Origin of the sequence: Cyclobacterium xiamenense (genome assembly GCF_042140265.1) — a bacterium.
GTDB classification, from domain to species: domain Bacteria; phylum Bacteroidota; class Bacteroidia; order Cytophagales; family Cyclobacteriaceae; genus Cyclobacterium; species Cyclobacterium xiamenense_A.
Window position 1 is genome coordinate 2685538 of the sequence record NZ_CP159481.1, and the last position, 23472, is coordinate 2709009.

21 protein-coding genes are annotated in these 23472 nt (G+C 46.9%); 16 read left to right on the forward strand and 5 right to left on the reverse strand.

Going from position 1 to position 23472, the window contains the following annotated elements; translation table 11 throughout:
* Nucleotides 1-334: 334 nt before the first annotated feature.
* Both gyrB and ppk1 read left to right on the forward strand, forming a co-directional pair.
* Nucleotides 335-2293, forward strand: a complete 1959-nt coding sequence (gene gyrB, locus ABWH99_RS11285) for a DNA topoisomerase (ATP-hydrolyzing) subunit B (RefSeq protein WP_375586377.1) — start codon at nt 335-337, stop codon at nt 2291-2293.
* 111 nt (nt 2294-2404) lie between these two features.
* Nucleotides 2405-4528, forward strand: a complete 2124-nt coding sequence (gene ppk1, locus ABWH99_RS11290; RefSeq protein WP_375586378.1) for a polyphosphate kinase 1 — start codon at nt 2405-2407, stop codon at nt 4526-4528.
* A gap of 45 nt (nt 4529-4573) precedes the next feature.
* Here ppk1 and ABWH99_RS11295 read toward each other — a convergent pair whose 3' ends face one another.
* The 3 genes from ABWH99_RS11295 to ABWH99_RS11305 form a co-directional block, all read right to left on the reverse strand.
* On the reverse strand, nt 4574-5452 hold the full coding sequence (locus ABWH99_RS11295) for a Ppx/GppA phosphatase family protein (RefSeq protein WP_375586379.1): 879 nt from the start codon (nt 5450-5452) through the stop codon (nt 4574-4576).
* Nucleotides 5453-5597: 145 nt separating this feature from the next.
* On the reverse strand, nt 5598-5807 hold the full coding sequence (locus tag ABWH99_RS11300) for a hypothetical protein (protein ID WP_375586380.1): 210 nt from the start codon (nt 5805-5807) through the stop codon (nt 5598-5600).
* Between the two features lie 82 nt (nt 5808-5889).
* Nucleotides 5890-6165 carry a DUF202 domain-containing protein gene (locus ABWH99_RS11305; RefSeq protein WP_375586381.1) on the reverse strand — a complete coding sequence of 92 codons (276 nt, stop codon included), beginning with the start codon at nt 6163-6165 and terminating at the stop codon, nt 5890-5892.
* A gap of 104 nt (nt 6166-6269) precedes the next feature.
* Here ABWH99_RS11305 and ABWH99_RS11310 point away from each other — a divergent pair, with 104 nt between their 5' ends.
* From ABWH99_RS11310 to nagA, 10 genes are all read left to right on the forward strand, one after another.
* The gene (locus ABWH99_RS11310; protein WP_375586382.1) at nt 6270-7166 is read left to right on the forward strand and encodes a DUF3078 domain-containing protein; all 897 of its coding nucleotides are present in this window, start codon (nt 6270-6272) and stop codon (nt 7164-7166) included.
* Between the two features lie 202 nt (nt 7167-7368).
* The gene (locus ABWH99_RS11315) at nt 7369-8751 is read left to right on the forward strand and encodes a TIGR00341 family protein (RefSeq protein ID WP_375586383.1); all 1383 of its coding nucleotides are present in this window, start codon (nt 7369-7371) and stop codon (nt 8749-8751) included.
* A gap of 581 nt (nt 8752-9332) precedes the next feature.
* Nucleotides 9333-10229 (forward strand): helix-turn-helix domain-containing protein, encoded by an 897-nt coding sequence (locus tag ABWH99_RS11320; RefSeq protein ID WP_375586384.1) that lies wholly within the window; start codon nt 9333-9335, stop codon nt 10227-10229.
* Between the two features lie 151 nt (nt 10230-10380).
* Nucleotides 10381-11763, forward strand: a complete 1383-nt coding sequence (locus ABWH99_RS11325) for a glycosyl hydrolase (RefSeq protein WP_375586385.1) — start codon at nt 10381-10383, stop codon at nt 11761-11763.
* The gene (locus ABWH99_RS11330) at nt 11760-12590 is read left to right on the forward strand and encodes a sugar phosphate isomerase/epimerase family protein (protein WP_375586386.1); all 831 of its coding nucleotides are present in this window, start codon (nt 11760-11762) and stop codon (nt 12588-12590) included. The genes ABWH99_RS11325 and ABWH99_RS11330 overlap by 4 nt, the downstream gene beginning before the upstream one ends.
* A gap of 16 nt (nt 12591-12606) precedes the next feature.
* Nucleotides 12607-13749 carry a Gfo/Idh/MocA family protein gene (locus ABWH99_RS11335; protein ID WP_375586387.1) on the forward strand — a complete coding sequence of 381 codons (1143 nt, stop codon included), beginning with the start codon at nt 12607-12609 and terminating at the stop codon, nt 13747-13749.
* 5 nt (nt 13750-13754) lie between these two features.
* Nucleotides 13755-14531, forward strand: a complete 777-nt coding sequence (locus ABWH99_RS11340) for a 3-ketoacyl-ACP reductase (RefSeq protein WP_375586388.1) — start codon at nt 13755-13757, stop codon at nt 14529-14531.
* A 116-nt stretch (nt 14532-14647) separates the two neighbouring features.
* Nucleotides 14648-14872: a hypothetical protein gene (locus ABWH99_RS11345; RefSeq protein WP_375586389.1), complete on the forward strand. Its 225-nt coding sequence runs from the start codon at nt 14648-14650 to the stop codon at nt 14870-14872.
* Nucleotides 14869-16287, forward strand: coding sequence for a sodium:solute symporter (locus tag ABWH99_RS11350; protein ID WP_375586390.1), 1419 nt, complete (start codon nt 14869-14871; stop codon nt 16285-16287). Before ABWH99_RS11345 ends, ABWH99_RS11350 begins: the two co-directional genes overlap by 4 nt.
* A gap of 24 nt (nt 16288-16311) precedes the next feature.
* The gene (nagA, locus tag ABWH99_RS11355; protein ID WP_375586391.1) at nt 16312-17520 is read left to right on the forward strand and encodes an N-acetylglucosamine-6-phosphate deacetylase; all 1209 of its coding nucleotides are present in this window, start codon (nt 16312-16314) and stop codon (nt 17518-17520) included.
* On the opposite strand, the gene ABWH99_RS11360 is transcribed toward nagA, so the two are convergent.
* Entirely contained in the window at nt 17510-18514 is a 1005-nt protein-coding gene (locus tag ABWH99_RS11360) for a Gfo/Idh/MocA family protein (RefSeq protein WP_375586392.1), read from the reverse strand. The genes nagA and ABWH99_RS11360 overlap by 11 nt on opposite strands.
* 413 nt (nt 18515-18927) lie before the next feature.
* On the opposite strand from ABWH99_RS11360, the gene ABWH99_RS11365 reads away from it, so the two are divergent.
* Together ABWH99_RS11365 and ABWH99_RS11370 are read left to right on the forward strand one after the other, a co-directional pair.
* Nucleotides 18928-20328, forward strand: a complete 1401-nt coding sequence (locus tag ABWH99_RS11365; protein WP_375586393.1) for a Gfo/Idh/MocA family oxidoreductase — start codon at nt 18928-18930, stop codon at nt 20326-20328.
* A gap of 103 nt (nt 20329-20431) precedes the next feature.
* Nucleotides 20432-20818 (forward strand): VOC family protein, encoded by a 387-nt coding sequence (locus ABWH99_RS11370; protein ID WP_375586394.1) that lies wholly within the window; start codon nt 20432-20434, stop codon nt 20816-20818.
* Nucleotides 20819-20831: 13 nt separating this feature from the next.
* Here the strand turns inward: ABWH99_RS11370 and ABWH99_RS11375 are convergent, their stop codons facing one another.
* Nucleotides 20832-21083 carry a DUF5777 family beta-barrel protein gene (locus tag ABWH99_RS11375; RefSeq protein WP_375586395.1) on the reverse strand — a complete coding sequence of 84 codons (252 nt, stop codon included), beginning with the start codon at nt 21081-21083 and terminating at the stop codon, nt 20832-20834.
* A gap of 105 nt (nt 21084-21188) precedes the next feature.
* Between ABWH99_RS11375 and ABWH99_RS11380 the strand changes: the two genes are divergently transcribed.
* Nucleotides 21189-23030, forward strand: coding sequence for a rhamnogalacturonan lyase (locus tag ABWH99_RS11380; RefSeq protein ID WP_375586396.1), 1842 nt, complete (start codon nt 21189-21191; stop codon nt 23028-23030).
* A 75-nt stretch (nt 23031-23105) separates the two neighbouring features.
* Nucleotides 23106-23354 carry a hypothetical protein gene (locus ABWH99_RS11385; protein ID WP_375586397.1) on the forward strand — a complete coding sequence of 83 codons (249 nt, stop codon included), beginning with the start codon at nt 23106-23108 and terminating at the stop codon, nt 23352-23354.
* The last annotated feature ends 118 nt before the right edge of the window (nt 23355-23472 follow it).

The following is a 23472-nucleotide window of genomic DNA, read 5'->3' on the forward strand; positions in this document are numbered from 1 at the left end:
AAATGGTAAACTTTTGCAAAATAGGATTTGTTTAAATTATGTTATTATAAAATAAACAAAAGTTTTAAAGTGTAAACCATCGGCCTAAAAAAAGTAGTGAAATGCTAAAAACGATAAATTCCTGCCATAGCGGACTATGCGGGATCGAACGAAAGCTTAAGTATTCGTAGGAGGCATTTTAGCAAGGACTTTCTATAAAACGGATTTCCGGTGGCGGGGCAATTTACTTCCGTAAAAAGGTATGTGCTCTCGAATTTTTTGCGTAATATTGCAGGTTGATTATTCAATGAGAAAATAGCTTTTTTTATCAAAAAAAGGGCGTTTGATACATGTTATGAACGAAAAAAAAGACGGAAATCGAAAGGATTACTCAGCCCAAAATATTCAGGTTTTAGAAGGATTGGAAGCGGTCAGGAAGCGACCTGCGATGTACATTGGAGATATCGGAGTAAAAGGACTGCATCATTTGATCTGGGAGGTTGTCGACAACTCCATTGACGAGGCCCTGGCAGGACACTGCGATACCATTTCTGTAACCATTGAAGCGGACAGTTCCGTCACCGTACAGGATAACGGCAGGGGGATTCCCACTGATCTGCATACAAAGGAGAACCGTTCGGCCTTGGAAGTGGTCATGACAGTGCTTCATGCTGGTGGTAAATTCGATAAAGATACGTACAAGGTTTCGGGTGGTCTTCATGGAGTGGGCGTGTCCTGTGTGAATGCGCTATCTTCTTCCTTAAAAGCAACCGTGCACCGTGGAGGAAAGATTTTTGAGCAGGAGTACGTGCGCGGCGTTCCACAGTATTCCGTGCGCGAAGTGGGAGAGACCGAAAGCCGCGGCACGCATATTCATTTCAAGCCCGATCACGAGATTTTCCAAGTGTTGGATTTTAAGTACGAAACGATTGCCACCCGACTTCGTGAGATGTCCTTTTTGAATGCGGGCATTCGCTTATTTTTAAAGGATCTGCGAGAAAAAGACGAGGATGGAAATTTTCGGTCGGATGAGTTTTTTTCGGAAGGTGGCCTGGTTGAATTCGTCGAATACCTGGACGAAAACAAACAGAAGATCATCGAAAGCCCGATATACATTGAAACGGAGAAAAACAACGTTCCGGTCCAGGTGGCCATGGGGTATAATAATTCCTACACCGAAAACGTGGTATCCTATGTAAATACCATCAATACCTACGAGGGAGGGACGCACGTTTCTGGCTTTAGGCGTGCACTTACCCGAACGTTAAAAAGCTATGCGGATAAATCCGGCATGCTGGATAAAGTAAAAATCGATATCTCCGGAGATGATTTTCGTGAAGGGTTGACTGCGGTCATTTCGGTGAAAGTCGCCGAGCCTCAATTTGAAGGACAAACGAAAACCAAATTGGGTAATTCTGACGTAACCGGAGCAGTAGATACCGCCGTGTCGGAAACGCTCCAATTCTGGCTAGAGGAACATCCCAAAGAGGCGAAAATCATTGTGGGTAAAGTTGTACTTGCTGCACAGGCACGCCACGCAGCGAAAAAGGCCCGGGAAATGGTGCAGCGCAAAAACGTTCTCGGGGGAGGAGGGCTTCCGGGAAAGCTTGCCGATTGCGCCAATTCGGATCCCTCCATTTGTGAGTTGTATTTGGTAGAGGGAGACTCTGCGGGTGGTTCGGCAAAGCAGGGAAGAGATAGGGATTTTCAAGCTATTCTGCCTTTGAAAGGAAAAATACTAAACGTAGAAAAGGCGCACGAACATAAAATTTATGACAACGACGAGATAAAAAATATTCTAACCGCACTTGGCGTAAAATTCGGAACAGCCAATGACGAAAAAGAGCTCGACCTCTCGCACCTGCGGTATCATAAGATCATCATCATGACGGATGCGGACATCGATGGTTCCCATATCCGGACCCTTATTTTAACGTTGTTTTTCCGATACATGAGGAACCTGATCGAAAATGGCTACGTATACATAGCACTTCCTCCCCTGTATCTGCTTAAACGCGGAAAGGAAGAACGCTATTGCTGGACCGAGGAGGAGCGAAAAGCCGTGACGCAAGAATTGGCACCCGACGGTAAAGTTGACAGCGTAGGGATACAGCGGTACAAAGGGTTGGGAGAGATGAATCCGGAACAGCTTTGGACGACGACGATGGATCCGGAAACGCGAACCCTGAAGCGCGTTACCATCGACTCCGCGGCAGAAGCCGATCACCTATTCAGCATGCTTATGGGAGACGAAGTAGCTCCGCGCCGGGATTTTATCGAAAAAAATGCGAAATACGCTAAGATTGATACCTGATCACTGTAGGAATACGTTCATTTTATAAAAAAAGGGCGTTACGCCCTTTTTTTATTATTCGATTAATTTGTTATCATTGGCCTACTTTTTTCCCTGTAAAAACGAGAAGTTATGAAACTGATCCAACATGATAAAACGGAAGAAACCATAAAAAACAGTAAACTTATCAGCCGGGACCTGAGCTGGCTTAAGTTTAACGAACGGGTTTTTGATCAAATTAAAAAGGATAAGCGCAATATTTTCGAAAAGTTCAAATTTTTGGCGATTGCTGCCTCAAACCTAGACGAGTTTTTTATGATTCGGGTTGGTTCCCTGTACAATTACCTGGACTACGATAAAGTTCGCATTGATTATTCGGGACTGAGAGAGGATGATTTCAAAAAGAAGTTGATGATTGAATCCCAGCGGTTTCACAAGCGTCTCCAGCATCAGTTCGTAAAAGAGCTGTTGGGGAAAACCCAGGAGGCTGGATTCTTGCTGAGTAATGTGCGAAATTTGCGGGAGGAAGAACAAAAGACCATCAAAGACTATTACTACAAGGCCGTGTACCCCATGCTGACCCCCATGGTATTCGATGGCTACCATACCTTTCCGATTTTGATGAACAAATTGTTGATTTTTGGGGTGGTCACCATTGGTCCGGGGGAAAAGAAGGACAATAAAAAGCTTTCCTTTGTACAGATTCCTTCCAACATTCCACGTTTTTTTGAGCTGGAACGGGAGGATCAAATGATCTATGTCCCGATTGAGGAAATGATTCGGGAGCACCTGGTTTCCTTGTTTCGAAACGTAACGATCGAGTCGGTAAATCTCTTTCGAATCACGCGGAATGGAGATTTCACCCTGGAAGAAAGTGAGGACATGGATTCCAACTTCCTGGAGGAGGTAAAAAGGAAACTTAACGAGCGAAAGACCGGTCGGGTGGTTCGTATAGAGATTGAGGAGGGGTACAGCAAATGGATGGTTAATTTGCTGAAACAGCGCTGGACGCTGAGTGACGATAGCATCTTTAAAATTGAACGAAAAAGCCTGATGGACTTTACCGGGCTTTGGCAGGTTATCGGAAACAAACGGTTTAAAGACAAAATACCGCCGACTCCCGCTCCGGTACCGCCGCTGTCCTATCCGGAAGCCGCATCCGAGGATATTTTTCAAGTATTGAAACACAAGGATGTCTTGCTGCATCATCCCTACAACGACATGGAGCCCATCCTGGAGCTGCTTGATAAAGCCGCGGATGATCCTCATGTAATGGCAATAAAAATGACGATTTACCGGCTCGCTAAAAATTCCCGGATCGTTGGTGCTTTGTTAAAAGCCGTTGAAAATGGCAAGCACGTCTCTGTACTTTTTGAGGTGAAAGCCCGGTTTGACGAGGAGAACAATATCCGCGAGGCCAAAAAAATGCAAAAAGCAGGTTGCTTTGTTATTTATGGGGTAAGTAATTTCAAAACTCACACCAAGTTGATGCTTATTGTCAAAAAGGAGGAAAATAAAGTGACGCGGTATGTTCACGTGGGTTCCGGTAACTACAACGAAGAAACGAGCCGCATCTACACAGATATTGGCTTATTGACGACGAACGAGACCCTTGCCAATGACGTTTCGGAGTTTTTTAATGTAATTACCGGACATTCAGCGCCGACGAACTACCAGAATCTGATTACCTCACCGCGGGACATGCGGAACAATCTGATCGAGTTTATTGAGACAGAAGCGGAAAATGCAAGCAAGGGATTGCCGTCGGGAATTTTTATCAAAATCAATTCCCTCGAAGACTCGGAATTTATCTTTGCCTTGTACAAGGCCTCTCAGGCTGGGGTTCCTATAAAGTTGATTGTACGGGGAATTTGTTGTTTGCGTCCGGGAAGGCAAGGCTTGAGTGAAAATATTGAAGTAATTTCCATCGTGGGAGATTTCCTTGAACATTCCCGAATTTATCATTTTCATAACAACGGTGACTATCGCACCTATGTGGGAAGTGCGGATGCCATGGTTCGAAGTTTTGATAAACGCCTGGAGTCACTTTTTAGGGTTGAAAACGAATTCTTGCAAAAACAACTGATGAATATCTTGCGGTACAATCTGAAGGACAATGAAAACGCCTATGTCATGCAGGAGGACGGGCAATATATTAGCAAACACCCGATGGAAGGGGAGGACCCCTTCAATATTCATCAGAAATTCTTTGAACTAAAGCCGGACATGATTGAGGACGTTCGGCTTATAGAATAGTACTTGCTGAAACGTTCCCTTGTGACCGGGCGGGTAGTAATTTGCTTACTTGCGCAGATTTCGTTCAAAAAGATGGAGCAGCATGCCGTCTTTCAGTCCAAGTTCTGGCACTTTGATTCGCTGTACACGAGCCGTATCAAATGCTGCAAGGTATATTTTGGTCGCGGGAACGATTACATCCGCACGGTCTTCATTCAACTGCAGTAGATTTATTTTTTCCTCCTTCTGATAGTTTTCCAACAGTCTGAGGATCTCTCGCATCTTCTCGATCGATAGATAATTGTCACGTTTTTGAGGCCTTGACAAATCGAAAACCTTGTTGATATTTCCTCCGGTACCGATTCCAAAAACGGTTTTTTCTTCGGACAATTGGCTCAGAATAAATTCCTTCATTTGACGAAGCACGCCAAGGGGTACATCCTTACCCAAGGTACGAACCGAGCCAATTTTAAACGATTTCGCGGCAACTTTTTCTCCTTTTTTGAATACATTTAGCTCTGTACTTCCTCCCCCAACGTCTATATGAAGGTAGGTTTTGCGGTCAATGTGACTTCCGAGCGATTTTTTGATCAATTCTGCTTCTTTGTTACCATCAATAATGTTGATCACCAGACCGACCTCTTCCCGGACCTCTGTTACCAGTTTTTTTCCGTTGCGCGCCTCGCGCATGGCGGAAGTGGCACATGCCATGTAGTCGTCAACCCCATACAAGTTAATCAGAATGCGAAAGGCCTTCATTAATTCTTTAAACGTATATTGGTTTTCCTCCGAGATTTCCCGGTTTAGAAAGACGTCATTGCCGAGGCGCAACGGGAACCGAAGGTACTCCAGTTTTTTAAAGGAATGCTGGCCCCGGAAATAATGAACTTGGGTGACCTGAAGGCGGACTGCGTTGGAACCTATATCTACTGCTGCAAATTTCAAAGGAAGGCGGTTGCGTGATCAACTTTTCGTTGCTACCCATTGTAAAAGGAGTCGCATGCCTCGGACCAATAACGTCCGAACAAGCAACTCCTTCGATCCTACCGATAAAGGCAGTAGAAAATGGTGAGCGAAAGATACGATTATTTTACTTTTTATTCCCTACTGCCAGGAGCACAAACCCCGCGATTACAGCGATTCCTCCCGCGTAGGGCGGCCAGTTTAGAGATTCTTCGTTTTCTGCATTTATTTCGATTGGCCCTGCATCAATGACGGTTTCTTCAGTGGTATAGGAGATGCCCGTAACTAAAAACATGACAATGCCAACGACGATTAGAACAATTCCTAAAATTTTCATGGTTTGTAAAAGTTTGGTTCGGATACTACTGGTGCAAATAGCTTACCAAACTCCCGGTAGATCAAAAAGCAGGTAAATAAAACTACATCCTTTGGTAGTTACCCTTTTGTAATTTCTTTTTTAAACGAAAGAAATTGATGAAACCAAGTATCAATAAGACCACACTGATCAAAAAAGAAAGGTATCCCAGATCTTTGACATTTTCCAGATCCTCCACCTTAATCAGGGCAGTGCCACTTACGATGAAATATAAACTTGTGCGAATATACGACAAAAGGGTACGGTCATTGGCTAGTTTCGTTCGTTGTCTTGCGAGAAAATCCCGAACAATCAGTGTTTCTTCTGTTTGATTTTCCATAACTTTGCAAATTATTTTATGTTTCTACACGCAAAATTAAACGTACACCTTTGCAACAACTGTATAAATTGTCACATTACATGTTCCAACCAAACAAATTTTCCATGAAAACCTATTTATTCACGCTGGTCGCTACCATGATGTTTTGCCGGGCGCTGGTGGCTCAGGAAGCGGAGGCACCGGCCAGTGAAAAAGATACCACTTTCTGGCAGTCTGAATTCAGCGCCGGTCTTAATTTCAATCAGGCAGGGTTTAGTAGCAACTGGAAGGCCGGGGGCGTGAACTCCGTAGCCTTTGGAAGCATTGTAGCCGGTAAAGTTGCCTATAACAAAGATCGTTTTTCCTGGGACAGTGAGATGGAGTTGTTATTTGGTATTGTGCGAAACGAGGGAGAACAAACCAGAAAATCGAACGATAGGATTTTTCTGGATTCCAAATTGGGATATAAAATGAGTAAACGTTGGTCTACCTACTTTTCCGCAAATTACCTCACTCAATTCGCCGAAGGATACAACTACAATGACGATGGTACCCGGACGCTGATTTCGAAATTCATGGCTCCGGGATTTCTGACCTCCTCGCTGGGATTTGAGTACAAACCCAATGAGACCTTTTTCGTTCGGATTGGTCCCCTATCACCCCGTTTTACGTTTGTCACTGATTCCGAAATCATTAATAACGTACCCTCAAATTATGGGGTTTTACCGGGCGAAACCGTACGTATCGAATGGTTAGCCATGAACGTCTTTGCCAGCCTCGACAAGAATCTAAGCGAAAACCTTAACCTGAAGACCAGGTACGCGCTTTTTGCCAATTACGAAACCCTCGCATTTGATACCATCGATCACCGCCTGGACGTAACGTTGACGGCTAAGATAACCAATATCATCAACGTGACGCTGAATGGGATTGCTCTGTATGACCTGGATCAGGACCAGGGAGTACAGGTGAGTCAGGCGCTGGCATTGGGGATTCTGTACAAAGTAGGTAGTAAAAAGTAAACTTTCAGCGACTTTTTTTCGCTGAAATTTTGATTTATCTCAGTTATTATTAATTTTGTTCGCATTATGGTAGTTAAATAATAGTTGGTTTAGTTTTCAAAAATAAAAAGCAGGAGAGGTTCTCCTGCTTTTTTGTTTACACATATTTTTTATAGCAAATGGTTTTTTAGGTAACTTGCAGCTGTTTCTTTTACCCGATTTGATGACAAACGAACGACACCAACTTAACGCCTTGTCCGAGAGAATTGCTGGCTTTCTGACTTTTATCAGAGATCGATTTGACCTTCAGGAAGGCAAAGAGGATGAATTGGAAACCATCGAGTACATTCGAAAAAATGTGGAGTTCCGTGGGGCAAATCTCTGGATCCTGATTTTTGCGATTTTGGTGGCCTCGGTGGGATTGAACGTCAATTCTACAGCAGTAATCATCGGGGCCATGTTAATTTCTCCCTTGATGGGCCCCATCATGGGAATCGGAATGGCGGCGGGAGTCAACGATTTTGAATTGATAAAGAAGTCGATGAAAAATCTCGGAATTGCTGTACTGATCAGTATCATGACTTCTACCCTGTATTTTTCATTTACTCCGCTGGCTGATGCGCAATCCGAGTTGCTTGCCAGAACTGAGCCGACCATTTGGGACGTATTGATTGCACTTTTCGGTGGTCTGGTAGGGATAATAGCTGGGTCAAGAAAGGAAAAAAGCAATGCCATCCCGGGGGTAGCCATTGCCACCGCATTGATGCCACCCCTCTGTACGGCAGGGTATGGCCTCGCTACCTGGAACCTGTATTATTTTCTGGGTGCCTTTTACCTGTTTTTTATTAACTCGGTTTTCATCAGCCTATCTACCTACCTGATCGTTCGGTTTATGGGTTTTCCCAAAAAGGAGTTCCTCGACAATCAACGCGAAAAACGCGTTCGTAACTACATTACCATTTTTATTGTGATTACAATTGTGCCAAGTATTTATCTTGCCTACAACATAGTGAAACGAACCCTTTGGGAAAAATCGGCCAAGGAGTTTGTTCAGCGAGAATTCGATTTTCCAAGCACCCAAATTATCACAAGCAGCTACCAGTATGATCCGGACAGCAGCACGATCGAAGTGGTGATGGTCGGCCAGCGTATCAACGAAGAGTTGATCTCCAGTATCCAAAAAAAGACGGAGGCCTTTAAGTTAAACAGGACGTATCTTTCGGTGAAACAGAGCGGAGATAGTGGTATGGACATGAATGTGCTCCGTTCTGATGTATTGAAAGACCTCTATGAACGCAACGAATCCATGGTTCGAGACAAGGATCAGAAAATTGCATTTCTGGAACGCGAGGTCGCTCGGTATGCAGCCTCTACAGGAATGGTCGTAGACCTGGCACAGGAAGCCCGGATCAATCACAAGGATTTGATTGCATTTTCGGTAAACCGAACCGTGGTGGCCAATCTGCTGGAAGACCGTCAAGACACGATCTTGGTTGCTGTTGCTACTTTTTCCAATGTTCCGGAAGCGCTCGAAACGGATCGACTAAAATCCTGGTTAAAAGTTCGGACCAAAGCAGACTCCGTATCGTTGATTTTAGGCCAATAATACCGAATTCCCGTTCAGGTGGTGCCTTGCGTGGAGTGAAGGAAGGGGAACGCGTTGTACAGGGGTTGAATCAGCCGGAGGATGAGGTATCCCAACCGCTTCTAGCGAAAAAATCGGTACCAACGAGCATCCAACCCGAAAGAAAGAGTAAGAACTCCTTGAAAATCAAAAAAGCTATGAAACATTGTCTCATAGCTTTAGTCAATTAACAATAAACCCAAAATAACCTGCTGTAGGAGAAGGATTCGAACCTCCACGGGGCAGTTAGGCAAAATACGAGCTCGCTACTTGCTTTATCCTGTGGCCCCCACCCTCGAGACAGGAGGGCATGTCTGCCTGTTTCATCACCCTACAGTGTATAAAGACCTTTTGTCTTTCTTTGTTATTTCAAAGATACTGTAGCCCGGTTAAAATTAAAAATTACTGAACAATTATTTGAAAAAAATATACAATTGATAATTATATGGCGAAATATGGCACGAATTTATAAATGAATACCCAAGTTTCGCCTATGTATTGACAATTTGTAAACGCTCCTTTTTCGAATTTTCCGTAACTTCGAAAAAAAAGAAAAAAGGTCCATGGGAGAACCGATAAAAACGTATGAAATGCCAACGAATACCAATCAACGGGCCTTTCAAATGTACGAAGTTCAGGGAAAAACCATCCAGAACAGCACGTATCCCCATGAAACGGATCGGCCCCACCGGCATAAATACTACGAAATCTGCGTGTTTATAACCGGTGCGGGAAAGCATGAAATTGATTTTGAATCACATCCGATTCATTCGAACAGCGTGCATTTCCTTTCACCGGGACAGATTCATTTGATCAGTAGGGAAAACAACTACCATGGGTACCTGATGGTGTTTTCCAGGGAGTTTTACGGACTGGATCCAGGAAACGAAGACGTTTTGTTCCACTTGCCCTTTTTTAACAACCCTACCCTGGTACCGATTTTGAATTTGACCCAGGCGGACTTTAATGAGCTCCTTCTCCTCATTCGTTCATTACGAAAAGAATACCTCCATTGGAATAGTTTCTCCGCAGATATCCTTCGACATTATTTGCAAATATTCCTGCTGAAATGCAAGCAGTATTATTTGCGGTATTTTGCCGATAAAAGCAAGACCTTAGATCCTCATTTTTCATTGGTTCAGCAATTTAATGCATTGGTGGAGCAGCGGTTTCGGCAGGTTCATCAGGTACAGGAATATGCATCACTAATGGCCATGAGCCCCTCCCTACTAAACAAACATGTGAAAAACATCACCGGATTTACAGCGGGTGAGGTAATTCTTGACCGGCTCATGCTGCAAGCAAAACGCTATTTAATTTATACGGATCTCTCCAACAAAGAAATCGCGTATCAGTTGAACTACCAGGATCCATCGTACTTCAGCAGAATATTCAAACGGAAAACCGGAAAATCTCCCTCAGACTTTAGGAGGTTGGAAAATGAAAAGTACCAGCTTTAGTCTAAAAAATACCTTTCTATGAACTTAATTTAAAGATACCTTTATCCGTGAAAGTTAAAAGTACAAGGTTGGATGTTTTGAATCCGATTTAAATTTCGAATTCTGGTACTTTCACCGGTTATCCGGAACAATTTTAAACCCATTTAAAAATATGATAGCAATAGATTTTGAAATTCAACCCACTGACCTGAAAAAAGCGCTTGGGCGTTTCTGGGAACTCTCTGCCGCGAAAATCCATGCGATTGAAAAGGAGTATCCCCAAAACCAGGGTTCGCCGGTATTCACCAAGGATGGAAAGTATACGACTCGGGGATGGACCGAGTGGACCCAGGGTTTTCAATTTGGTTCTTCCATTTTGCAATTCGACGCGACCGGGGACATGGAATTTCTGGAAAAAGGAAAGATGAAGACGCTGCAATTGATGGCGCCACATATCAGCCATACCGGCGTACACGACCACGGTTTCAATAATGTGAGTACGTACGGGAATCTCCTTCGGCTCATGGTAGAGGAAAAAATTCCTTACAACGAATGGGAAAAGAATTTTTACGAATTGGCCCTGAAAATATCCGGTGCCGTGCAGGCCAGCAGGTGGACCAGCATTCCAGAGGGAGGTTTTATACATTCGTTTAACGGTCCCCATTCCCTCTTTGTGGATACCATTCGAACCGTCCGAATCCTCATGTTGAGCTACAGCCTGGGGCATGTGCTACAGGAGGAGAACGATAAGAAGGTAAACCTATTGGTAAGAGGCCTGCAGCACGCCAAAGCCACCGCCGATTATTCCGTGTTTTATGGTGAGGATAGAGACCGATACGACATCTGGGGTAGGACGGCCCACGAGAGTGTTTTCAATACCCGGGATGGTAATTTCAGGTGCCCCAATTCTCAGCAGGGATACACGGGATTTTCTACCTGGACAAGAGGGCTTGCCTGGGCCATGTGCGGTTTTGCCGAGGAACTGGAATACATTGATACCCTGTCAGATGATGCATTAAAGGCCTATGGATCCCCCGTGGAAATCGAGGCCTTCCTGCTAAAAGCAGCGACGGCGAGTTGCGATTTTTACATCGACCACACGCCGATAGATGGAGTGCCGTATTGGGATACTGGCGCGCCCAATCTACACAAATTAGGCGACTACCTGGATAACCCGGCTGATCCGTACAATGCCTACGAACCGGTGGATAGTTCCGCTGCTGCCATAGGTGCGCAGGGGCTATTGCGACTCGGGCACTACCTGGAGCGCAAGGGACAGACGGAAAAGGCGAAAAAGTACTGGCAGGCAGGATTGACGGTTTTGAAAACGCTTTTGGAGGAACCCTACCTAAGTACCGACAAAGACCATCAGGGTATCCTGCTCCATTCGATCTATCACCAACCAAACGGCTGGGATAATGTACCCAGAGGACAAAAAATCGCCTGCAACGAATCCAGCATGTGGGGTGATTACCATGCCCGGGAGCTGGCCCTTTATGTACAACGGATCGTGGATAAGGATCCCTATTACACCTTCTTCAATTGTCTGTCATGAGTGTACAAACTATCACCGATCTGAGCAAGCTGTGTATACACACCATTACTACCAAGCCATGGAGTCTTGAGGAGGCAGCGGAGAATTACGAAAGGGCAGGGGTAAAAGGGATATCTGTCTGGAGACAATACCTTGGGGGGCGTGATATCGCCGCTGCGGGGGATCGAATCCGGAGTCATGGTTTGGAAATCGTATCCCTGGTAAGGGGCGGTTTTTTTCCGGCGGTTTCGGCGCGAAACCGGGAGCTGGCCATTCAGGACAACCTTAAAGCGGTAGAGGAAGCCGCGGCTCTGGGAGCCCCGATGATTGTCCTGGTATGTGGAGCCGATCCGGGTCAGTCCCTGGAAACCTCTCGAAAACAAATCAGGGAAGGTATCGAAAAGGTTTTGCCTCATGCGATCGAGCATGGGGTAAAATTAGCCATTGAGCCACTTCACCCCATGTATGCCGACACCCGTTCTGCAGTAAACACCTTGCGTCAGGCCAATGAAATGGCAGAAACAATCGGCTCAGCCTACGTAGGGGTCGCTGCGGACGTCTACCACCTTTGGTGGGATCCTGACCTGCGAGTAGAGTTGCTCCGTTGTGGGCAGAATGGCAACCTTTTCGCTTTTCATATTTGTGACTGGATGAGCCCAACCATAGATTTTCTGAACGACAGAGGCCTGATGGGCGAAGGATGCATTGACATACCAACCATTCGCGGATGGGCTGAGGAGGCCGGTTTTTCCGGATTTAATGAGGTGGAGATTTTTTCCGATCGCCACTGGGCGGGGGATCAAAGCGAATTTTTAAACAAAATAGTATCGAGTTATTATCATTGCTAGTAAACACCAATTGCAAATGGAACATAAAATAGGAATTATCATGAACGGTGTCACCGGAAGGATGGGCACCAACCAGCATTTGATGCGAAGTATCGTAGAGATCATCAAGCAGGGGGGCGTGCTGTTAGCCAATGGCGACCGCATCATGCCAGACCCGGTACTGGTTGGCAGAAACGAAGCCAAACTGCAGGAACTAAGCAAAAGGTCTGGGGTGGCTGCCTATACCACGGATTTGGATTCCGTGATGCAGGACGAGCGATACAGCATTTACTTCGACGCACAAACTACGGGGAGAAGGGCCGATGCAGTCAAGCAGGCAGTAGCAGCGGGAAAGCACGTTTACTGCGAAAAGCCAGTAGCAGTAGATACGGCTACTGCTTTGGAATTGTACGAAATATGCACCAAAGCGGGAGTTAAAAATGGCGTTGTCCAGGACAAATTATGGCTCCCGGGACTCAGAAAACTAAAGCGTTTGATCGAAAACGATTTCTTTGGAGAAATCCTTTCTGTGCGTGGTGAGTTTGGGTACTGGGTTTTTGAAGGGCATACGGTGCCTGCGCAGCGGCCTTCCTGGAATTACCGAAAGGAGGACGATGGAGGCATTATCGTTGACATGTTGTGCCACTGGCGGTACGTGCTGGACAATATTTTCGGTGAAGTGAAGGCAGTTTCATGCACCGGTGCCACCCACATCAAAGAGCGGGTAGACGAGCAAGGAAAGCCGTATACCTGTACCGCCGATGATGCAGCGTATGCTACCTTTGAATTGGAAGGCGGTATCATTGCCCATTTTAACTCTTCCTGGACCGTGCGTGTACGTAGAGATGATTTACTGACCGTTCAGGTGGATGGAACCAAGGGTTCGGCGGTGGCGGGTCTTCGGGAGTGCTACATCCAACATTACGGTAATACACCGAAACCTGTATGGAATCCCGATATTGTTCAGCCGATCAATTTCTACGAAGGCTGGGCCAAGGTTCCCGAGCAAGAGTCCATGGACAACGCGTTTAAAGTACAGTGGGAACTATTTTTAAAACATGTAGTAGCCGATGAGCCTTTTCCCTGGGACATGAAGGCAGGCGCCAAAGGCGTACAATTGGCGGAAAAAGGCCTGGAAAGTTGGGCGAAAAGGGCCTGGGTAGACATTCCTGAACTGTAATGGCTATGACTGATAAACGAGTAGCGCTGGTTACCGGCGGTTCGAGAGGCATTGGCCTGGGTATCGCCCGGTGTCTTGCAAAAGAAGGATTTGATTTGGCCATTAACGGCATGCGAAAAGAGGAAGACACCCAGGCAAGCCTGGACGAGTTGCGCTCCATGGGGGCGCAGGTGGTCTATTGCCGGGGGGATGTAGGAAATGCTGCGGATCGGCAGGGAATCATGGATACCATTGATGCCCATTTTGGTCGCCTTCATGTGTTGGTAAACAATGCCGGGGTAGCGCCCAAGGAACGAAAGGATATCCTGGAGGCCTCGGAAGAAAGTTTTGACTATGTATTGAAAACGAACCTTCATTCCGCCTATTTTCTCTCTCAATTGGCAGCAAACCGCATGGTTGCTCAGAAAAAGGCTTCGCCGGATTTTAAAGGAGCGATCATAAACGTCTCGTCGATTTCTGCTACGGTCGCCTCTGTCAACCGCGGAGAATACTGCGTCGCAAAGGCCGGGATGAGTATGGCCACGCAGCTTTTTGCCGTGCGACTTGGCGAGTTCAATATTCCTGTATTCGAGGTACGACCGGGCATCATCGCAACGGATATGACCTCGGGCGTGAAGGAAAAATACGATGCCTTGCTCGGTCAAGGTCTTTGTGTACAGGCCAGATGGGGGCTACCCGAAGATGTTGGGTTAGCCGTAGCTGCTCTGGCCAAAGGGGATTTTCCCTATTCTACGGGGCAGGTGATCATGGTAGATGGCGGACTGACCATCCCACGACTTTAATGGCATGCGCCAGGGGACGGATGGCAATTTCGATCCCTGGCGCATTTTTATTTATTTTTGGACTAATCCAGTCAACAAACGTATATTGTCAATCAAACGAACGAAACCCAACTCAAATGGAAAAGAAGAAACTTTATTGGAGGATTTGTTGCATCGCTGCGATCGGTCTTTGTATCCTGACATTTACTCCCCTTGTCATTCCCCAGGGACAGGCTAGCCCCGCACTGGGAGGAGTTCCCTATAGCCTGTGGACCAGTTTTATCATTACCGTACTTTTGGTTGTACTTACCTACATTGGTACACGTGTGCATCCGGGTATGCAAAATGAGGAGGACCTATGATTTTCTGGGTATGGGTATTTGGCCTCATCTATGCAGGCCTTTTGGTTTTCGCTTCTTTGAAGTCCTACAAAAAGAATAGGTCTTCCGAAGAATTCATGATGGCTGGGTCCAATATTGGACTGACTCTGGGGGTACTGACTTTTGCTGCAGCCTTGTTCAGCACCTTTACGTTTTTGGGAATGCCGGATTTTTTCCGGATCAATGGAGTAGGCGCCTGGATTTTCCTGGCGGTTTCCGATGGAGCCATGGTCTTTCTACTACTATGGTTTGGCTACCATATTCGTAACCGAGTCAAAGGAATGGAATTTCGGGGCGTGTCCGGATTGATCAGCAGGTGTTACGAAAACAAGCTCGCGGGTTATGTGTTCTTCCTGAGTGCCTTTTTGTTTTTGATTCCCTATGTGGGTATTCAGATTCAAGGCATTGCCATTTTCATGGATGCCGCTTTTCCGGGGTCGTTTCCAGCATGGGGTTGGTCAGCCGGTATTGTGCTGATCATGCTGATCTACAGCGAAATAGGCGGGTTGAAAGCCATTATTTTTAGTGATGCCATTCAGGGACTGCTTTTGCTCGGGGTGATTTGGATCATCGGCTGGGCTTGTTTAAGCCATTTTGGAGGTATTGGGCCCATGTTTGAGAAGGTAGGAGCGATGCAGGAAGAACTCTTGTCGACGCCTGGACCTCAGGGGCTGCTAACGCCGCAATTTTTGCTTGCTTCAATGATCGCCATTTTGATGATTCCGGTCACACAACCGCAATTTACCACCCGAATTGTGGTGATGAAAAGTATGAAAACGATGCAACTCATGGCCGTTTCCCTGGGGGCATTTGCTATTTTGGTGATCCTTCCGACCATTTTTATCGGAATGTACGGAGCAGACCTGTATTCGGAATACGGAAGAGACGAGTTTTTTGCCAATGCCTTTCTATACGATCAACCGGATGCAGTCGCTGCTTTGGCGATTATCGGCTTGATAGCTGCCGGGCTCTCGACAACCAATGCGCAGATTTTTGCATTGGGATCCGAATTGCGCGGGTTATTGCGTGGCAATGAGCAGAGCATCATGCGGAATACGAAAATTGGTATTTTTGTTTTTTCGATCATCGCATTCTTTTTCTCGATCATCGTATTTGATCAGTTGGTATTGCTCGCGCGCGTAAGTTTTGCGGGAACAGGAATCATGGGTCCAATGATTATTTTGGGAATTCTCAGCGACCGTAAGGTTTCTCCTGCCATTATTTATTTCTCGTTGGCCGGATTGCTGGTTTTCTTGAGTTCCCTGGCCGGGTTTATTCCCGACATGTATTATGGTTTGAGACTGGATCTTTTACTCTTTGTCCTTCTCGGACTGATAGCCGCCCTTAGTTACCTTAGCGGTAAAAAAGTACAGCTGGTTTCCTCGACAAAGGACTGATCAAACAACAACCCCTGCGATGCGATGAGCAACAACTACCTACAAATTATCAATGGCCAGGTAATCAGGCCTTTTGAAATAGCCTACAATGCGTCCGTCCTGATCCGGGATGGGCGCGTTGAAGCTGTTTTCCAGGATAATCGCAGGCTACCCGATGTGCCGACCATTGATGCTGCAGGCAGATTTATTTCCCCGGGATTCATTGACTTGCACGTGCATGGAGGAGGCGGGTATGATTTTATGGACGGAGACGTCGATGGTTTTCGGCAAATTTCACAGTTGCATGCCCGACATGGAACGACCGCAATGGTCCCTACCTCGTTGACGAGCACAAAGGAGCAGTTGCTACGCTTATTGCGTACTTATGAGCAGGCTTCACGGGATACCGATACGGGTGCGACCTTTCTGGGTATGCACCTCGAGGGGCCGTATTTCGCCATGAATCAGCGGGGCGCACAGGACCCTCGCTACATCCGGGATCCGGATTCCTCTGAATACGAGGCCATTCTGGAGTATTCCCACCTAATTGCGCGCTGGAGTGCAGCTCCCGAGCGAAAAGGGGCCCTGGAATTTGGAAGGCGTCTGCGGGAAAAAGGAATTCTGGCGGCAATCGCACACACAGATGCTGTGTATGAAGAAGTTCTGGAAGCCATTGACGCGGGTTATTCCTTGTCAACCCATCTCTATTCCGGGATGTCTGGGGTAACCCGAAAAAATGCCTACCGTTTCGCCGGCGTAATTGAAAGTAGCTTGCTGTTGGACGCCCTGGATGTAGAGATCATTGCAGATGGGGTTCATTTACCTGCTCCGCTTTTAAAACTGATTTACAAAGTAAAGGGCCCGGAAAAAATCGCCCTAATTACGGATGCCATGCGTGGGGCAGGTATGCCGGAAGGAGAGAGCATACTTGGACACAAAGACGACGGGCTGAAAGTGATTATCGAAGACGGGGTAGCAAAACTGCCCGATCGCAGTTCATTTGCCGGGAGCGTGGCCACTGCGGACCGATTGGTTCGAACCATGATTCGCTCGGCGGATGTCCCGCTGATAGAGGCGGTGAAAATGATAACTCAGACCCCTGCGCGCATCATGGGAGTTGGGCATAAAAAAGGCGCCATTCAACAAGGAATGGACGCCGATATCGTACTTTTTGATGCGGATATCCGGGTAAGTCTTACCTTGGTGAACGGCAGAATCGTTTATTCGGAATCATCCAGGGAAGTTAGTCAATAGACACCCATTTTTCGCTGCGGTCGGATTCAAAAATAGCCTGCAGAATTCGGGTGTTTGCCCGGCTACTTTCAAGGGGTACGGGCACTTCGGTATCTTCACGTATTGCCCGGGAAAACTCATCGGCCTGCGCTGTATATTGATTGCTTGGAGGCATGACGATCTTTTCCGGATTTGGCTCGAGAAAGTTCTCGTCATGAATGTACAACTCGTTCCCCTGATCCGAAGGCGCATTGAAAGGAATTCGGACCTCCAGAATTTTCTTCTCTCCGTAAAACAGCATGCGCTGATAGGGGGTCAGTTGCGTACTCACCGTAAAAGTCATTTGGATCTCGTGGTAATCCACCAGCACCGAGCCGAGCTTGTCCGTTCTGAATTGCGGGTCAAATTCCAGCATGGAAACTACCCGTCCAGGTTCTTTTTCGAGGACAAACCGAGAGGTGAAGACAGGGTAGCATCCGATATCCCAGATACCTCCGCCGCCGTTTTCCTGGATGTTGCGGATATTGTCTCCCTGTACGTTATAATAACTAAAGAATCCATGTACGGCTTTGATGCGTCCCAGATAACCGGTTCGAACCAGTTCCCTGGCTTTGATCCATTGGGGGTTCGATGCGACCATAAACGCTTCCCCCACCTTTACTCCTTTTTTATCTCTGGCGGCAATCAATGCATCGATTTCCTCGGTATCCAATGCCAGCGGCTTTTCACATAATACATGCTTTCCTGCTTCAATGCACCGAAGCGTATAGGGCACGTGTAAATCATTGGGAAGGGGATTGTAAATCACGTCGATTTCAGGATCCTGGATCAGATCGTCATAAGAACCGTAAATCTTTGGGATTCCCAACTCATTGGCGACGGTTCGCGCGCGCTCCAGATCTCTGGAGGCCAGACCGTAAATTTCGTATTCGCTGCTGTTTTGCATGGCCGGAATCACTTTTTCCCTTGCAATTTTTGCGGCGCCAAGGACGCCCCATTTGAGTTTTCTGTTCATGTGGATGGGTATATTGGTTAATACTACGCCTGTGAAGGATATTCGTTGCAGGCGGCAATTCGTACCAACAAGTTACGGGTATTCGCTACCAAACCCAACACCCGACCCGGGGACCTATGTGTAATGATTATAAATAAGAAACCGACGGTCGGTGGTAAAAATAGCTTAATTTAGTAGAATCCTTCGTTAGGATGAAAAAACAAGTAAATAGATTAGGCAGATATTTCTAATTATTCATAAAATCCAATGATAATTTTTTATTTGAATCCTACTTCCCGGAATCGATAATTTCCCTCAGACTGGAAAATAGTTGTCAAATTCTCAAATAATAAGTAAAATGCAATCGATTGCGCAACGAGATCAGGTATTGTTTTTCCCTGCGATCGATTCAATCACTAACCAATTCGTATACCATGGACAACAAATTTTCAAGAAGGTCTTTTCTTCATGCGGTAAGTTTATTGGCGGCCGGGACAGCGGTGAGTACCCCTCTGATGGGATTTGGAATGAAGCGAAAGCTACGCTTGGCCCTGGTGGGTACCGGAGTGCGTGGCATCTCCTTTTGGGGAAGACGACTGGTCGAGCAGTATTCGGATATCCTGGAGTTTGTGGGATTGAGTGACATCAACCCTGGGAGGTTGGATGTTGCCTTGGAATACATGAAAGTGGATTGTCCCACCTTTGTTGATTTTGACGAGATGATGGAAACGACCCGGCCGGACTTGCTAATCGTGACCACCATGGATTCTACCCACCATGAGTTTATCATCAAAGGCTTGGAGTTTGGGGCCGATGTACTTACCGAAAAGCCCTTGACCACGGACGAAAACAAGTGTCAGCAAATTCTGGACGCAGAAAGGAAATCGAATAAAAACCTGATCGTCGGATTTAACTACCGCTGGAGCCCGTACATCACCAAGATCAAAGAGTTGTTACAAAACAAGGAAATCGGAGAGGTTACCTCCGTAGATTTTCATTGGTACCTCAACATTCACCACGGGGCTTCCTATTTTCGCAGGTGGCACGGTGTGACCAAAAATGGAGGATCCCTTTGGGTACATAAAGCTACCCATCATTTTGACTTGCTCAATTGGTGGCTGGATTCGGATCCGGAAGAGGTATTTGCCTACGGTGATCTGGAGCATTACGGGAGCAACGGTCCGTTCCGTGGTAAAAATTGCCGCAGCTGTGCTCACAAGAGCGATTGTAACTACTATTGGGATATCACCAAAAGCCCCCGAGACATGAAGTTATACGTAGAAAACGAGCACCACGATGGGTATTTTAGGGATGGCTGCGTATACCGGCATGAGATTGATATTTACGATAAAATGTCTGCCAATATCAAATACGCCAACAAAGTCGTGGTTAATTATTCCTTGACCACCTACAGCCCGTATGAAGGGTGGAAAATTGCGTTTAATGGGCAAAAGGGACGAATTGATGCCTGGCTGGATATCCCTTTTATGAACAACGAATCCTTGGATCAGGAGGCGCTTCATGCAGCGGAAATGAATCAAAATTTGTCCGAAAGCATGAATCGGGAGCCGCTTGTGCTGCATAAGAACTGGGAAAAACCCCAGATTATTCAGGTGGTTAGTGAACGTGGGGGACACGGTGGCGGAGACAAGCGGTTGCACGATAAAATCTTTAAGAATCCGGATGCCGCGGATCCCTACAAGCATTCTGCTGGCATACGGGACGGTATCATGTCGGTATTGATCGGCGTAGCTGCCAGAAACAGTATCGAGCGCAATGGCCCGGTGAAGATCGCCGACCTCACCAGTATACAACCCAGTCCCAATAGGGCCTAAGTCATTAATTTTTCCCCTCCATACGGTCTTCATTGGCTAATGGAGGGGTTTTTTATTTCCGAGTAGCCTAGAAATTTTCTTTCCACCCCTTTATACTGACCTCATGAAAATTGAACACCTCGCTCTCAACGTAACGCAGCCCCATGCTGTCTCCGACTGGTACGAAAAGAACCTCGGATTGACGGTGGTAAAAAAAATGGCGGAGGCGCCGTATATGACCTTCCTGGCAGACGATAGCGGTAAGGTAATGATCGAACTCTATCAAAACTCCAAGGCCTCGGTATTGGAATTTGGCAAATTGGACCCCTTGATGCTTCATCTGGCCTTTGTCTCAGAGGACCCGGAACACGAAAAATCACGACTTGTTGCGGCAGGAGCCAGCTTGGTGAGTGACGATACCCTGGCAGATGGAACTCGACTGTTGATGCTTCGCGACCCCTGGGGTCTGGCCATTCAATTTTGCAAACGGGCAAAGCCCATGCTGACTTAGGACAGCGGGCGATCTACTTTGGTTTGCCTAATTGGAAATTGCGGGTGATATTAAAACCAAAATGGATATCCCCCTTAAAGAAATTACCCGTCGTGGAAGGGACGAAACCGGTTTCGGGCATCTGCTGACTATTGGTCAGGTGCAGTTGAAACACATGGCCACCCGTTTCTATGTCCACTCCCGGCGAAATCGGATACGTGCGTTCATTTCCAGGATCCGGTATACGTTTATACAATTGCTGTAAGTGGTGGACGTGGATCTTCACCGGAGGCGCGGTTTCTAAGGATACCGTTTATTATGGACTTCCCGGGAAATGCGTTTATTGACGTGACTCAATAAAGAGGTATAATGGTGACAAAACGAAATCGCAATGATTGGTATCAATGGATTTTGGATTAGCTGCACAATCACCTTGATCGTACTTAGCCTTTCTGCGCAGGGACAACGACAAATGGAAAGCCTGGACCGTGGCCTGATCGCCCTGCCGGACGAGAAGGGTGGCGTATTTCTTAGCTGGCGTCTTTTGGGCAACGAGCCCGCAGCTACCGGGTTTGACCTGTACCGAGCCTATGGGGAGCAGCCCGCAGAGAAAATCAATGTCGAGCGATTGACAGAGAGTACGATGTTTTTTGACCGCAACCTCGATTTGAGCCGAAACCCCAGCTATTTTGTCCGAAATGAGGCGCTGGATCAAAGCAAGTCCGTTACGGTTTGGGAAAATACTTTCCTGGAAATACCCCTGCGAACTCCCGAAGGTTACCGGCCCAATGATGCCTCGGCAGGCGACCTGACCGGAGACGGGCAGTACGAATTGGTCGTTCACATGAGCGGCAGGTCGCGCGACAATTCCCAGGAAGGATATACCGATCCCCCGATTCTTCAGGCTTATACGCTGGAGGGCACCTTGCTTTGGGAGATAAACCTGGGGATAAATATCCGGGAAGGCGCCCACTACACCCAATTCATCGTGTACGACCTGGATGGAGACGGTGTGGCAGAAGTTTCCTGTAAAACGGCCGATGGAAGTAGGGATGGTGTGGGGAGGGTCATTGGAGACGGTACCAAGGACTGGAGAAATCCTGCAGGAAAGATTCTGGATGGCCCCGAGTATTTGACGGTTTTTTCGGGAAAGACAGGACAGGCCCTGTCCACCGTAGACTACATTCCGGGAAGAGGGGATTTATGCGGATGGGGTGGTGAAGGAGGAAATGCCGGCAACGACTGTAACGGAAACCGGGTGGACCGTTTTTTGGCTGGCGTTGCTTACCTGGATGGCAAAGCGCCCTCCCTGCTTATGGCAAGAGGCTATTACGGAAGATCCGTCATTGCGGCTTGGGATTTTGATGGAGAAATCCTCCGGTCCCGCTGGGTTTTTGATTCGGAAAGCAGAGAAAACCCGTTTTCGGGACAAGGAAACCACAGCCTGAGTATAAACGATGTAGATGCGGACGGGCGGGATGAAATTGTGTACGGAGCCATGGTCCTGGACGAGGATGGGAGCGGTCGTTTTAGCACCGGGCTGAGGCACGGGGATGCCCTGCATGTCAGTCGTTTTCACCCCCATTATCCAGACCAGGTAGTATGGGGAATTCACGAAAACGAAACCAATGAATCGGGTTTTGGCGTCGCCTTGTTTAATGCCAGAACGGGCAGGATTCTTTGGGGTGCCGAGGAGGGGCGGGATGTGGGTAGGGGCCTGGCCGCCGATATTGACCCTCGGCACGAAGGAGCGGAATTTTGGTGGAATGGATCCAGTGGATTGTACACCTTTCAGGGCGAAGAAATTGGTAAAAAGCCCGGGAGCATCAATTTTGCTATTTGGTGGGATGGGGACTTGCTTCGGGAGTTGTTGGACCAAAACCGGATCCAAAAGTGGGATTACACGGGTGAAACGCTATACACACTGCTTGAGGCATCGGGCTGCCTCGCCAACAACGGTTCCAAAGCCACACCGACCCTCTCAGCAGACCTCTTGGGAGATTGGCGGGAAGAAGTGATTTTTAGAACAGAAGACAATCAATCGCTCAGGCTTTTCACGACGAGTGCACCCACGTCCTACCGTTTTGTTACGCTCATGCATAACCCCCAATACCGTCTGAGCATCGCCTGGCAAAACGTCGGATACAACCAACCCGCGCACACGGATTTTTATTTGGGAGAAGGGATGCAACGACCAAAAAGCCCGCACATTCGGTTGGTCAAAAAAAAGTAAAAAAAAAATCTACCATCCGGGACATTTTGTAGCAGGGTTCCGTACTGACAATGTAGTCTATAACCTGTTTAGCACATGAAGATCGGTTGGTTGTTTTTACCTGACATTTTTTTAGTAGTAGGGCTTTGCCTGACCTGCGAGCGGGAGGAAATGCCTCATTTGCGTTCGGTAGGCGATATGACTTCGCATGGAAAACGACCCGAATGGGCTTGGAAAAACAATGTCAATCGATCCGAGACCCGATTTCAGATGGAATTCAACGAGCAATATGTGTCTAAAAAAGGTATCAGGCATGCCCGTGTGTTACAGATGGCTGAAGAATAAGTTGGTGATTTTTTAATCGTTCTTTTTCGAAAAGGTAAGTGTTTGCGCGCTTACCTATTTTTTTAGCTTACTAGCGCTGCTTGGATCACTCGGTTAAACTAACCTGCTATCTGGCTTT